Below are 14,268 nucleotides of genomic sequence, written 5' to 3'. Positions count from 1 at the left end.
CAAATTTTATTTATCTGCCGATCGGCGCGGTATGTTCTTTTAACCACGCAAGCTCTTTTCCGGCAAGCTGCGGCGACAGCTTATCGTAAACCAACTGATGATAATGATTGAGCCATTCCAGATCATCGTCGGACATAAGGTCGATGACGATGCCCGCAGTATCGATTGGGAAATACGTTATAATATCAAACCGGTAAAACTGGCCGTATTCGGTGTTCCGGTCCTCTGTAACCAGCATAATATTTTCCGTGCGAATCCCGTGCTTGCCCTCTTCATAGATACCGGGTTCATTGGTAATGGTCATACCCTTTTTCAGTACAACATGATTGTTGATACGGAGGTTCTGCGGGCCTTCATGCACGCCGCCGAACATGCCGACGCCATGACCCGTGCCGCAGCGGTAATCAATGCCGTGCTTCCAGACCTGCTCGCGGCTGAGAATATCCACGTTGCCGCCGGTGCAGCCTTCCAGAAATACGGCGGACGCCAGAGCAATGTGCGCTTTGAGGACGTACGTGTAATGCTCTTTTTCCTCCTGTGTAAGCGGCCCCATCACAAAGGTACGCGTAATATCGGTCGTACCCTCAAGGTACTGCCCGCCGGAGTCGATCAGAAGGAAGCCTTCGTTCTGAATCGTGCTGCAAGTATCCGGGTTTGGCTCATAATGCATCATCGCGGCATTCCCTTTATAGGCAGCGATCGTGCCGAAGCTTTCGCCCTTGTTGTTCGGCTGCTTCGCCCGGTACTCCCTGAGCATGTCGCAGACCGTGCATTCCGTCACCGTTTCGCCGTTCTTCATCATTTCCTCGAGCTTTACACGGAATTTAACCATCGCACAGCCGTCTTTTACGTGCGCCTCTACGATGTTCTTGATTTCCGTTTCATTTTTTACGCCTTTCAGCCCGGTTACCGTATCGGTTCCTTCCTGAACGGTAACATTTTGATTCTGTTTCAAAAGCAAATACAGCTCATAATTGAAGCTCGAAGGATCAATTAAAATCGTCTTCTTTGTATCGATATCTTTCAGCGCCGCGTCAATTTCCTCGTATTTCCGAACGGTAACGCCGTTCTCCTTCAGATAAGCCATCACCTCGGCTGGAACGCGTTTTGTATTGATAAAAAGATAAGCGGAATCCATATAAACAGCGGCGTAGGAAACCGCAAGCGGGTTATATTCAATATCGTCCGCGCGGATGTTCATCAGCCAGGCAACACAGTCCAGCTTCGCGATGATCTCCCCGTCCGCTTTCTGTTTTTTCAGCTCGGAACGCACCTGCTCCAGCTTTTCTTTGCAGGTGTAACCGGCGTATTTCGCATCATGAACAAAGACTTCCGACGCGGGAATTTCGGGTCTGCCCGGCCAAATATCACGGATAAGGTCAACCGACTTGATTTTCAGCTTTTTCTCTTTGAATTTTTCCTCCATCTCCTGAACGGAAGAAACCGGAAGCATTTTTCCATCGAAACCGACGGTCTCGCCGTCTCCCAGCTTGTCGGCCAGAAATTCCGTATACGTCGGAACCCCTTTGACCGCCATGCGGTACAATTCGATTTCGCTGTCCGCAAGCTGATGCGCTGCCTGAATAAAATACCGGCCGTCCGTCCAAAGGCCGCTTTCCTTTTCGGTTACCACCAAAGTTCCGGCGGAACCGTCAAAGCCCGAAAAATAACTTCTCGCTTTCCAGTGATCGGGAAGGTATTCGCTCATATGCGGGTCGGATGAGGGGATGATGCAGGCCTGCACGCCGTTTTCCTTCATTTTGCGGCGAAGCCCGGCCAGCCTTTCGTTTACGCTGATCATAGTATTACTCCTTTTCTATTGAGATGCAAAGAGATGTGTTTTGTATTTCCATAACTTACATTTGCAAAATGGTTACAACTTTGTTACAATTTAACCGTCTTCAAAAGACAAATAAATTCGGAGGTAACTGAAATGAGTTGTTCTCAGATTATGAGCTATCTTAGCAAATGCTTCAGCGGTTGCCATTTCAATTTCTGTGTTTAATTGATAATTTTATACCGCAACCCGGCTCAAACCGTTAAGGTTTGAGCCATTTTTTTATAAATTCAAGGACCGCACAGGAAAAAGTATAGGCTCTCTCGAAAATGTTGTCAAGGTATCCTGAAGAGGAAATCGTATTTCTTTATTTGAATAAAATGTATATTTAACCGTATATTTTCGTAAAAATTAACATTATGTTCACAGGTAAACGCTTGACCTGATTTCGAAAATAATTTAAACTTAAATTCATCAAAATATGATAATCATAAAATGTTTATTAAAATGGTTAAGGGTGTTATTATGACAGAGAATCCTTCCGTACAGACCGACGAGGATGTATTTAATTTTATCGTATTTGTTCACCGTGCATTGGAAAAGCCGTTCGAAGACTATTTCAAAGGAAAATTTACCAGTTTACAGCTTAACGCGCTGTGCATCCTGTGCGCAAGCGGCCCTATGACCATGAGCGATCTGGCTGCCAGCCTGCACACTCCGCGCCAGCAAATGAGCAAATTGATCGAGAAACTGTACGAAGACGGCTACCTTGTCCGCAGTCTTGACCAAAACGACCGGCGGAAAATACGGATTGCCATTTCGGAAGAAACGGCAAAATGCATTAACGAGGGACGTAAAAATTTTGACAGGGCCCTGAAAACCTACCTGAAAGGGCTGAACGAAGCGGATTACAAAGACTTCAGTTATGCGATTCGAATTGTAAACCGGATTCTCACCAAATTCCCCCAACGGTAGCGTGTATAATTATTACTATTCGAAAAAGGAGAGTTGGAAAAATGGCCAGAAACGTAGACGACAACTTTTTTGCAGTGACCCCTGAAATTCTGGAATTGACCAGTCTTTGCAAAAGCCACAGCACCATCGATCCCGGGCTGTTTGCAAGGTATGACGTGAAGCGCGGCCTGCGGGATATTAACGGAAAAGGCGTTTTAACGGGTTTGACCGAAATATCCGATATTATCTCCTCAAAAGAAATCGATGGAAAAAGCGTACCCTGCGAAGGCGAGCTATACTATCGGGGGATTAATATTGTAGACATTGTCCGCGGCTTTATAGCCGAAAACCGCTTCGGCTTTGAAGAAACGACCTATCTGCTGCTTTTCGGTGAATTACCGAGCGCGGCAAAGCTGGGGGAATTCAAACAGCTGCTTTCGAAATACAGAACCCTTCCCACCAATTTTGTAAGGGACATCATCATGAAAGCACCGTCTTTCGATATGATGAATACGCTTGCCAGAAGTGTTTTGACCCTTTACGCCTATGACCAAAAGCCAAACGACACCTCGCTTCCCAATGTGCTGCGGCAGTGCCTCGAAATGATTGCCCTGTTCCCGCAGCTGGCGGTATACGGCTATCAGGCATACGCCCACGACATGGACCCGAATTACAGCTTCTTTATTCATACCCCGAAGCCGGAACTTTCGGTGGCGGAAAATATCCTGTACATGCTGCGAATCGATAATAAATACACCGCTTTGGAAGCCCGGATTCTGGATCTCGCTCTGGTTCTGCACGCGGAACACGGCGGAGGAAACAATTCCAGCTTTACCACGCACGTGGTGGCTTCTTCCGGCACCGACGCCTACTCGGTCATTGCGGCGGCGCTCAGCTCGTTAAAAGGGCCGAAGCACGGCGGCGCGAACATCAAAGTGATGATGATGTTTGAAGATATGAAAAAGAATATCGACGACTGGGAAGACGAAGACAAGGTTGCCGATTACCTTGATAAGCTTTTAAATAAGGAAGCATTCGACCGCGCGGGCCTGATTTACGGCATGGGGCACGCCGTTTATTCCCTTTCCGACCCGCGTGCCAATATCTTTAAAAAATTTGTAAAAAGTCTTTCCGAAGAAAAAGGCCTTACAAAAGAATACAAATTATATTCCCTTGTCGAGCGTCTTGCTCCGGAAATTATCGGGCGTGAACGCAAAACCTACAAGGGCGTCAGTGCAAACATTGACTTTTACAGCGGCTTTGTTTACCACATGCTCGGCCTTCCGCCGGAGCTTTTCACGCCGGTTTTCGCCATGGCGCGTATCGCCGGCTGGAGCGCCCATCTGATGGAAGAGCAGATCAACGTCGGTAAAATTATCCGCCCCGCTTACAAGAGTGTCTCTTCCCACAAGGAATATATCCCCCTGCAAAACCGCTGACAACCCGGTGCCGGCCGTTCCTTTGAACGGTCGGCACTTTTTCGTATTACAAAAAACGGACGCTCCCATCTTTTCATGAGAGCGTCCAAAATGATTTAATATAGCTTTTCCAAAACGGCGCCCGAGGTTTTCTTCTTGTTCCGGCTGCTCGTTTCGTAGGTTCTTTTAAAGTACTCCATGTAAATCAGGTCGAGAAGCATCATCTGGCTGATCCGGGCGGAGGTGGAGCCGCCCTGGAGAGGGCCCTCGTTCGTACCGCAAAGGATAACCACATCGGAGCACGCGGTAAGCGGGGACTTTACAAAGCGTGTAATGCTGACCACTTTTGCCCCCGCCTGCTTCGCCTGACGAACCACCTGAATGGTATCCTTTGTTGCGCCCGAATAGGAAATAACGAACGCAAGGTCGTCCGGTGCCAGGATGGAGGCGGCCATCGCCTGCATATGGGCGTCGGGAACGCTGTGGACTTTCGGAGTAATCCGGGTGAATTTGTTCACCGCATCCTGAGCGGTCATCAGGGAGGAGCCAACGCCAAAGAAATAAATCTGCTTTGCGGAAATCATGTAGTCTACCGCAAGATTCAGCGCGTTATAGTCAAGGAGGTCATAGGTCTCGTTCAACGCGTTCTGATTGATTTGAAGCACTTTTTTCGCAACGTCTTCAATCGAATCCTCCTGCGTAATTTCCCCGGACAGCATGGAGGCAATTCGGTCGTCGTCGTCATCATCGGAAATACTCAGCGAAAGCTGCATCTTAAATTCCTGATATCCCTGAAGCTGCATGGTTTTACAGAAACGGAACACACTGGTGTCCCCTACGTCGCAGGCTTCCGCCAAATCGGTGATGGACATAAACAAAACTTTCTTGGGGTTTTGCAGGACGTAATCCGCTACTTTTTTTTCCGCCTTGGTAAAAAGGTTATAACGCGAATTGATTTTAAGGATAAATTCTCCACTTGCCATTTTTTCACTCCCTAAATAGAATCTCTTCTGTTCTCGCTATGCTAAAATGCCGTCGCGCGCTTCGAGATATTCGTCATAAGTGCAGGGACGGTCGATGATTCCGTCCTCCGTTATCTCGATAACGCGGTTGGCAATTGTCTGCACAAACTGGTGGTCGTGGGACGCGAAAAGCACAACGCCTTTAAAATCCATCATTCCGTTATTTACCGCCGTAATGGACTCCAGATCCAGATGGTTGGTCGGCTGGTCCAGTACAAGGACGTTCGAGCCGAACATCATCATGCGCGAAAGCATACAGCGCACTTTTTCGCCGCCGGAAAGGACATTCACGGGCTTTAAAACATCGTCGCCGGAAAACAGCATTTTTCCCAGAAACCCGCGCAGATAGGTTTCCGTCGTATCCCTGGAATACTGTTCCAGCCATTGGATAATACTTTTATCGCAGCCGTTAAAATAAGCGGAATTGTCCTGGGGAAAATAGGAACGGCTGGTCGAAACGCCCCATTTGAAAGAGCCTTCGTCCGGCTCCGTTTCTCCCATCAGGATTTTAAACAGGGCGGTATTCGCCGTTTCATTGGAACCGACAAACGCGATTTTATCCCCCTTGTTGACACGGAAACTGACATTATTCAGGACTTTCACACCGTCAACCGTCTTTGTAAGTCCCTCAACTTCCAAAATTTCCTTTCCGGGTTCTCGGTCCATTGTGAAACCGACATAAGGATAGCGCCGGGAAGAAGCGGGCATTTCCTCGACCGTAATTTTATCAAGCAGCTTTTTACGGGAGGTCGCCTGCTTGGATTTCGATTTATTGGCGGAGAACCGCTGAATAAAGCTCTGCAGTTCCTTAATTTTATCCTCCGCCTTTTTGTTCTGGTCGCGCATCATGCGTTGCATGAGCTGGCTGGATTCATACCAGAAATCATAGTTGCCCACATACATTTTAATTTTATTATAATCGATATCGACAATATGGGTACAGACATTGTTCAGAAAATGTCTGTCATGGGATACGACGATGACCGTTCCGGCGTAGTCCATCAAAAAGCCTTCCAGCCAGGCAATGGATTTATTGTCGAGGTCGTTGGTAGGCTCGTCCAAAAGGATGATATCCGGCTGGCCGAACAGCGCGCGGGCAAGCAGGACCCGAACCTTCTCGGTACCGGTCAGCGTACCCATCTGGGAATAGAGCATCATATTGTCGAGGCCAAGGCCCTGCAAAAGCTTGCCGGCCTCGGTTTCCGCCTCCCACCCGTTCAGCTCGGCGAATTCGGCTTCCAGATCGGCGGCAAGAATCCCGTCTTCATCGGTAAAGTCTTCCTTTTCGTAAATTGCGTTCTTCTGCTTTAATACTTCATAAAGGCGCGCATTTCCCATCAGGATCGTTTCGAACACAGTATAGGAATCATAGGCGTGGTGATCCTGCCGCAGCACGGACATGCGGAGATTTTTATCAATGGACACCTCGCCCGTCGTCGGCTCAAGCTCGCCGGACAGAATTTTCAGAAACGTTGACTTTCCCGCGCCGTTTGCGCCGATGACGCCATAGCAGTTTCCTTCGGTAAAAAGCAAATTTACATGGGAAAACAGATTTTGGCCGCTGAATGCCAGGCTAAGATCCGATACAGTAATCATAGTTCCTCCAAAGTTGTTTCATACGATTTCCTGATAAAAAGGCATTTTAATTCGTATTTCTTCCCCCGCCTACGGCGGGGGAAGAAATACAATACAATAGCAGACTAATGAAAAAGGAATTCGTATCAAAATTGTTCTATTGTAATTTTATCATAAGTTGGTAAAGATAAGTATAGTGAAAATTATGAAGTAAAAGGGATCGTACTTGTCATTTTTGATGAACAATGCTACAATATGAAGAAATCCGAGCATTTCCGCTCCGCGCGCATGGGGGTTACGATCGTGAAAATTCAGGAATCCGGTGAAAATTATCTGGAAACCATATTGATCCTGCAAAACCAAAACGGTTCTGTCCGTTCAATCGACGTGGCAAACTATCTGAATTTTTCAAAAGCCAGTGTAAGCCGCGCCATGGGTATTTTGAAGGAAGCAGGATATCTTACGATGGAGCCGAACGGCAGCCTCGTCCTGACGGAGTCCGGGAGAATGAAAGCCGGCTCGGTTTACGAACGTCATACCTTAATCGCAAAATTTCTGGAGATGACCCTTGGTGTAAGCAGTGAAATCGCTTTGCAGGATTCCTGCCGCATTGAACATGTCATCAGTGCCGAAAGCTTTGAACAAATTAAAAAATATACACAGAAACCCAATTCTTGAAAAAAGAGGTGCCCTATGAATTATGTAAGCGCTGTTTGTCCCCACTGCAAGAAGGAGCTGCAGATTCCGGACGACGCAGAAAGTATTGTATGCATGTACTGCGCCCAGCCAATCGATGTCAAAGAACTGCTGTACGGGAAACCGGAAACCGGTGGAAATTATCAGAGACTGATGGAGGAAGCCGAGTCCCTTTTAACGGATGAGATCTTCATTTGTACCGACCAATTTAAAAATATCCGTTCCAGCACCTATTCCACCGCCTTTCAGAAGTATGACGGCATGATTTCCCCGGCATTAAAAGCGTACTGCATGGCGGCGACGGAAAGCGACGAGGCCGCCGATTATTTCGCGGGTATTCTGTACGACCGTTTTCAAAAGCAGATTGCGGCGATGGGCATTAAAAAAGAAAGTGACGCGCGCCTTTTCGAATACCGTTATATGATCGTGGCCTTCACCATTCCCGCGATCGTTGCACGCAATACACCGCAGGCGGAAGCGCTTGCGGACAGCTTTCTGAAGCTATGGAATTCCTACTATCCGAAAAATCCGCTGGGAAAATCGAATTATGAATCCATCAGCAACGGATTCCGGAAAAAGTTCTGCTATATTACAACGGCGGTGTGCCGCTCGCTCCAAAAGGACGACGATTGCTACGAGCTGAACGCTTTCCGTTGTTTCCGTGACGGCTGGTATGCGAAAACGCCTGAAGGCAAAGCCAAAATCAGCGAATACTACTTATTTGCGCCCATGATTGTCCGTGCGATTGACGGTACGGAAAACAAGCAGGACGTTTACCGGGATATATGGCTCCGCCACCTGAAACCCTGCCTTAAGGAACTGGAAGACGGGCATTTGCAGGAATGCGCGGAATCCTATGAAGCAATGGTTCTGGATCTCGAACAGCAATGGCTGCATTAAAAAAATACAGACGATAAAAAAGAACTTGGACAGTTTTTACTGCTTCAAGTTCTTTTTTATGTGGTGTACAAAATGCTTTATCAGCTTTCTTTTTTTTCGTCTTCCCAGCGGATTACCTTCGCCTGCTGGTTTGCCTGTTCCATCAGTTTGAGCATTTCAAACGCACTGCGGAAATGCTGTGTCAGGTTTTGCTCAACCCAGGTAATTGTTCCCTGCCAGGTCCCGTTCATCCTGTATTGCACATTGACGATGAAGGTTGTCGGTTTCTCTTTTAAACAATCGTTCAAGGATTCATCCACAGTATCTTCCACCCTCTTCACAATTCGTCTGAATTTTTTATATTGAAATGTACGGCTTTTAAAGGCTGCCTGCGGGAACCCAATGCTGTCAAGCATGTCATTCATGCCGTTAAGCAGTTCCCATTCGCTTTGAAACTGCATCGTTTTCTTGTAATGTTCGCTGTATATTCGCCCTTTCAGGGTTTCACTGCATACGGGATTCAAATAAATAATACTCTGAGACGGCGTCAGCCTGACTTTTTTCATTTGATGCATTTCATCACCTTTATTCTTAGACATTAGTAACATTATAAATCTGTTTTGTCACATGACGGTCACAATGCAAGAACAAAAAATAATTTAATTTAAAATTCCGGAAGAATAATAACCAAAAACTACTTTTTCTGTAAAAAAATAGACGTAACGGTTTGAAACGCTGCGTCTAGCTTTAGTAAATGGTTCAAAGTCCGTTTTTAAGGCTATTTTTTTCTTTTACTCTATTATAGTTTATTAAAAATAGAATTTCAACTTATTTGAGCAAAAAAATTGGAAAATTGCTTTTCATTCATTAATAATATAGGGAATCGTCACAACCGCTACGTCACGCCGCCTTACCAGCGCGGATTTTAAACGCAGCGAGGTCTGGTTGTGCAGCATATAATGCCACCGTTTCGGAATCACAAACTGAGGCAGAACCACCGTCAGCATTTCGTGCTTATTCAGCCTTGCCTGTTCCTTATCCACATGAGCCAGCAGGGTTTCATTAATATTCCGGTAAGGCGCCTCTTCAATCAACAGCGGAAAATCAAGACCCAACTGGCCGAATTTCACCTTCAGTCTTTCCGTTTCCGCCTTGTTCGTGCTCACATGGTAAACTTCAATCTTCTTTCCGAGCGTCATCGCATAGTTCAGAGCCTTTACAAAAGACTTGTTGACCGACTGCACCGGAAGAAGAATATAATTTTCGGTTGGATTTTCAAGAATCAGGTCACTGGAGCTGTCTTCAATCGAGAGGTTGTCTCTTACCTTATTATAATGTTTACGGATAAACAGCATAAAAGCTACCAGCGACGGGATGCAGATCAGAACAATCCAGGCGCCGCTTGCAAACTTGCTTACGGCGATGATCACACAGGTAACGGCCGTCATAAGCGCGCCGAAACCGTTGATAACCGCCTTATGCCTCCAGTTTCCCTGCCGGTGTGTTATCCATTTTTTTAACATACCGGTCTGTGAAAGCGTAAAGGAAAGAAATACTCCCACGGCGTAGAGCGGAATCAAAAGATGGGTTTCCGCTTTAAAAACAATTACGAGAACGGAGGAAAGAAGGAACAGGAGCATAATCCCGTTTGAAAAGCTCAGTCTTGCCCCGCGGCTGCCGAAGCTTCTCGCAACAAAGCCATCCTTCGCCAAAAGGGAAAGAAGGAGGGGCAGATCCGCAAACGCAGTATTTGCCGCCATGATCAAAATCATTGCGGTCGTGGCCTGTACCGTAAAATACATAATCGTCCCGGAACCGAAAACCCTTGACGCGATTTGGGAAACAACCGTTACATTTTCCGCGTGGGCTACCTTATACATGGAGGCAAGATAACATACACCCGAGAAAATAACAAAGACCAGCAAAGCAAGAAGGGCAAGTACCCTTTTTGCGTTTTTCTGGGAAGGCGCCTTGAAGTTCGGGATACCGTTGCTGACCGCTTCCACTCCGGTTAATGCGGTGCAGCCGGAAGAAAACGCTTTTAAAAGAAGAAGGATGGTAACATCCTGCGCCTGCGGCGGCAAAGCAGTCGTCGGCTGCGGTACCTGTCCAAAAACAAACACCTTGATTAAGCCGGTTGCAATCATCGCAATGATCGAAAAAATGAACAGATAGGTGGGAATGCCGAACAGGATGGAGGATTCCCGGATACCGCGAAGATTTCCCAGCGTCAATAAAAGAATCAGGAACAGGGTAATTTCCACGCGGAACGGAATGGTCTGCGGAAAGGCGGACGTAATGGCCGCCGTGCCCGAACAGGTGCTGACCGCGACCGTAAGTACATAATCAATGGAGAGCGACGCCGCCGCGACCAGACCCGGCACTTTTCCCAGGTTGTCGCTGGCAACGCTGTAAGAACCGCCGCCGTGCGGGTAGCATTCAATCGTCTGGCGGTACGAAAAGACCAAAATCAAAAGCAGGCCGACAATCGCGGCCGCGATCCCCATCAGGGGCTTATAAGACGCTATGCCAAGTACCGGAACAAGAACCATTAAAATTTCTTCGCAGGCATAGGACACGGAAGAAATCGCGTCGCTCGACAATACGGGAAGGCCCCAGATAACGCTGAATTTTTCCGATTCACTTTCCGCGCTTTTAATGGCTTTTCCGATTACAATGGTTTTCATTTTTTTGAACATGTTTGTACACTCCTAAAACAATAAAGAATCAGCACAGATAAAAAGCAGGATTCCGTTCTTTTAAAACTCGCAAAAACCCCTCCGAATTCATCCTTTCCATACGAAAACGGAAAGCATTTTCTTTTCGAGCATCTCCCGAAAACATCTGAAAAAACCGATTTTTTATTATACATTAAAATTTCATAAATTCACAGTATTTTGATATAAAGATCGTGCAAAGATTTTATTCGACCCATTTCTACAGAAAAATATACACAATATCCTCAGCCGAATGGAGAATGGATTTGTTTACTTGCAACTTGACAGCTTTCTAACGAAGGATTATAATACAAATTGACTAAAAGTCATTTTGTAATAAATTGGAAAACAGACTATGGAGAAAGGATTATTTGCCGGTGAAAAAGACAAAAGTAAATGAAAACAAAAGGATTAAGATGGTAAAACTTTATGATTCCGCTTACGAATTGTTCACATCAAACGGCGTACATAAAACGGTAATTGACGATATTGTAAAAAAAGCCGGCGTTGCAAAAGGAACCTTCTATCTTTACTGTAAAAATAAATACGATTTGGTCGACAAGATTATCCTGCACAAAAGCTCTTCCCTGTTTGACAGCGCCATGAAAGCCGTTGCGGAAAAACAAAAGACGGGTAAAATGGACTTTACGGAAAGCGTTATTTTTTTTGTAGATTATTTCCTGAACTATTTCAAAAATGATAAGGACCTGCTTTCCCTGATCTACAAAAACCTTTCATTTGAACTTTACGAAAAAGCGCTGAACTGTGAAGAAATGGAAGGAGCAAAAAGAGTTTTTATCCAGCACTTTATTACAAGCGGAGGGAACAGTGAAGTTGCAAAGCAACGTCTTTTTATCGTTGTTTCCATGGTGGGGGCCGTATGTTACAACTCCATTGTACTGGAAATGCCTTATCCTATCGACAGTATCAAGCATGAATTGTACTTGTCCATCTCAGAATTACTCACCTGTTAATCCGCCCGGAAATCTAAATTTGCAACGATCATAACAATTGCGGCACAAAATATGGAATAGGAGCGCGGCACGAATGAATGTACAGGGCACAAAGAAGCAAACGCATTCTATTGTAGATTTTATTATTAACAAAAGGAAACATATCGAAAAATTCTTTATCATTATGGTTATTATCTGTGCTTTTTTAAACACGTTCGTTGAAATTAATTACGATTTAACAAAATACCTTCCCGATACCACTCCTTCTCAGCAGGGCATCAGCGTGATGAGGAAGGAATTCGGATACCCCGGTACGGCACGGGTAATGATCGACAATGTAACCTTGTATCAGGCCAAGGCCTATAAAGACCGTATTGAAGCGGTCGACGGCGTGGATATGGTTGTTTGGGCCGATACGAAAAAAGACGTTTATCAGTCGGGCGAGTTTATCAGCAGCAAAGATATTGATGAGTATTATAAAAACGGTTACTCCGTTATGGATATTACCTTTGACGAAGGCGATGCCAGCAAAAAGACTTCAAAGGCAATTGATAAAATTATGGCCATTACGGGAGACAAAGGTCATTTTACCGGATCGGCCGTACAGAGTAAATCCCTCAGCGAAAACCTGAACATAGAAGTAAAAAAGGCGACCGTTATCTGCGTAGGCTTAATCCTTGTCACGCTGATCTTAACGACTACATCCTGGTTTGAACCCATTCTGTTCCTGCTGATCATGGGTGTCGCCATTATTATCAACATGGGAACCAATATCTTTCTGGGGGAAATCTCCTTCCTCACTTCCAGCGTCGGCCCTGTTTTGCAGCTGGCCGTCGCGATGGACTACTCGATTTTCTTAATCCATTCCTTTACGGCGGAACGGGAAAAGGGCATGAGTCTGGAAGACGCCATTGCCGTGGCTATCCGGCATTCCGCAAAATCCATTTTGGCCTGCGGCGTCGCGACGTTCTTCGGATTCATCGCATTGTCCCTGATGAAATTCTCGATTGGTTTTGATATGGGCGTTGTACTGGCAAAGGGAATTTTCTGCAGCGTTGCCACCGTTCTGTTCCTGATGCCGTCCCTGATCATCCGTTGGTCCGGTTTAATTGAAAAAACAGCACACCGCTCGTTCCTTCCTCCGTTTGGAAAATTTGCCAAGGGCGTGTTCAAGGGACGCTACGCTTTTGTTGCGCTGGCATTGTTTGTCGCTTTTCCGGCTTACATAGGAAAAGGAATGACCGACTTCGTTTACGGAGCGCAGGCTGTCGGCGCCGGCGTGGGTACGAAGGCGTATGAGGACGACCAGCTTATCAATAAGCAATTCGGCCGAAGCAACATGATGCTGGTCATTGTTCCGAATACTTCCCGGGTAACGGAAAAGGCCCTTGCAAAAGAACTGGATAATCTGGATTATTCAAAGAGCGTCACTTCCCTTGCAGATACGCTGCCGGATGGTCTTCCGGAAAGCATCATTCCGGAGAGTATTACCAGCGAGCTTCACACAAAGAATTATGCAAGAATCCTGATGTACATAAAAACAAAAGATGAAAGCAAACTGAGCTTCCAGTGTTCTGACGAAATCCAATCCATTGTAAAAAAATATTACCCAAAGGAGTCCTACGTCGTCGGCACAACGCCGTTCACACAGGATATCAAAACAACGATCACAAGCGATTACGACTTTGTCGACGCGCTGTCCATACTGTCGGTTGCTATTGTTGTTATGATCACCTTCCGGTCTCTGCTGATCCCGGTCTTGATTCTTATTCCGATTGAAATCGCTATTTTCATCAATATGCTGTTCCCGTACCTGACGGGAAACCGGCTGATCTTTATGGGATACGTCATCGTCAGCTGTATTCAGCTGGGCGCCACGGTTGACTACGCCATCCTGATGACAAACAATTTCATGGAAAGCAGGGCGCGGCTCGGGCGGAAAGAGGCAACCATTGATGCAATTGCTACGACCACCCCTCCCCTTTTAACCTCCGCAACCATCCTTACGATGGTCGGTTATATTCTTTATTTCACTTGCTCCATCAGCGCAATCGCGGATATCGGCCATCTGATCGGAAGAGGAACGGTGTTCGGTTTCACCTTGGTTGTTACCGTGCTTCCGGCATTGCTTTATATTTTCGACAAACCGATCCAAAAGCACATGGCCCGAATGGACCGCCTGCGCGAAAAGAAAGAGGCAAAGCAGAAAGCCCTGCGGCAAAACCTCAATTCCAAACTACAATTTTTAAACGCTCATAACGAGCAGTCCGTATAACA

11 protein-coding genes are annotated in these 14,268 nt (G+C 46.2%); 6 read left to right on the top strand and 5 right to left on the bottom strand.

Annotated elements, in window-relative coordinates:
- Nucleotides 1-10 precede the first annotated feature (10 nt).
- Nucleotides 11-1,801, bottom strand: coding sequence for an aminopeptidase P family protein (locus OUY18_RS00800; RefSeq protein ID WP_268056806.1), 1,791 nt, complete (start codon nt 1,799-1,801; stop codon nt 11-13).
- A 501-nt stretch (nt 1,802-2,302) separates the two neighbouring features.
- Between OUY18_RS00800 and OUY18_RS00795 the strand changes: the two genes are divergently transcribed.
- Nucleotides 2,303-2,752, top strand: a complete 450-nt coding sequence (locus OUY18_RS00795; protein WP_268056805.1) for a MarR family winged helix-turn-helix transcriptional regulator — start codon at nt 2,303-2,305, stop codon at nt 2,750-2,752.
- Nucleotides 2,753-2,793: 41 nt separating this feature from the next.
- Nucleotides 2,794-4,170, top strand: a complete 1,377-nt coding sequence (locus OUY18_RS00790) for a citrate/2-methylcitrate synthase (protein ID WP_268056804.1) — start codon at nt 2,794-2,796, stop codon at nt 4,168-4,170.
- A gap of 95 nt (nt 4,171-4,265) precedes the next feature.
- Here OUY18_RS00790 and OUY18_RS00785 read toward each other — a convergent pair whose 3' ends face one another.
- Together OUY18_RS00785 and OUY18_RS00780 are read right to left on the bottom strand one after the other, a co-directional pair.
- A complete protein-coding gene (locus OUY18_RS00785) occupies nt 4,266-5,132 on the bottom strand; it encodes a MurR/RpiR family transcriptional regulator (protein ID WP_268056803.1) in 867 nt (288 codons plus the stop codon).
- Nucleotides 5,133-5,168: 36 nt separating this feature from the next.
- A complete protein-coding gene (locus OUY18_RS00780) occupies nt 5,169-6,767 on the bottom strand; it encodes an ABC-F family ATP-binding cassette domain-containing protein (RefSeq protein ID WP_268056802.1) in 1,599 nt (532 codons plus the stop codon).
- 282 nt (nt 6,768-7,049) lie between these two features.
- On the opposite strand from OUY18_RS00780, the gene OUY18_RS00775 reads away from it, so the two are divergent.
- Entirely contained in the window at nt 7,050-7,424 is a 375-nt protein-coding gene (locus tag OUY18_RS00775; RefSeq protein WP_268056801.1) for a metal-dependent transcriptional regulator, read from the top strand.
- 15 nt (nt 7,425-7,439) lie between these two features.
- On the top strand, nt 7,440-8,342 hold the full coding sequence (locus OUY18_RS00770; protein WP_268056800.1) for a CFI-box-CTERM domain-containing protein: 903 nt from the start codon (nt 7,440-7,442) through the stop codon (nt 8,340-8,342).
- A gap of 80 nt (nt 8,343-8,422) precedes the next feature.
- Here the strand turns inward: OUY18_RS00770 and OUY18_RS00765 are convergent, their stop codons facing one another.
- Nucleotides 8,423-8,887 (bottom strand): hypothetical protein, encoded by a 465-nt coding sequence (locus tag OUY18_RS00765; RefSeq protein ID WP_268056799.1) that lies wholly within the window; start codon nt 8,885-8,887, stop codon nt 8,423-8,425.
- Nucleotides 8,888-9,181: 294 nt separating this feature from the next.
- Nucleotides 9,182-11,020 (bottom strand): APC family permease, encoded by a 1,839-nt coding sequence (locus OUY18_RS00760; protein ID WP_268056798.1) that lies wholly within the window; start codon nt 11,018-11,020, stop codon nt 9,182-9,184.
- A gap of 395 nt (nt 11,021-11,415) precedes the next feature.
- Between OUY18_RS00760 and OUY18_RS00755 the strand changes: the two genes are divergently transcribed.
- Nucleotides 11,416-12,012: a TetR/AcrR family transcriptional regulator gene (locus OUY18_RS00755; RefSeq protein ID WP_268056797.1), complete on the top strand. Its 597-nt coding sequence runs from the start codon at nt 11,416-11,418 to the stop codon at nt 12,010-12,012.
- Nucleotides 12,013-12,085: 73 nt separating this feature from the next.
- Complete coding sequence (locus OUY18_RS00750) at nt 12,086-14,266, top strand: efflux RND transporter permease subunit (protein WP_268056796.1); 2,181 nt, start codon at nt 12,086-12,088, stop codon at nt 14,264-14,266.
- Nucleotides 14,267-14,268: the final 2 nt, after the last annotated feature.

The organism is Caproiciproducens galactitolivorans, from assembly GCF_026672255.1.
Taxonomy (GTDB): Bacteria; Bacillota; Clostridia; order Oscillospirales; family Acutalibacteraceae; genus Caproiciproducens; species Caproiciproducens galactitolivorans_A.
Note: the sequence above shows the minus strand (reverse complement) of the source record. Positions and strands in the feature narration are given on the sequence as shown.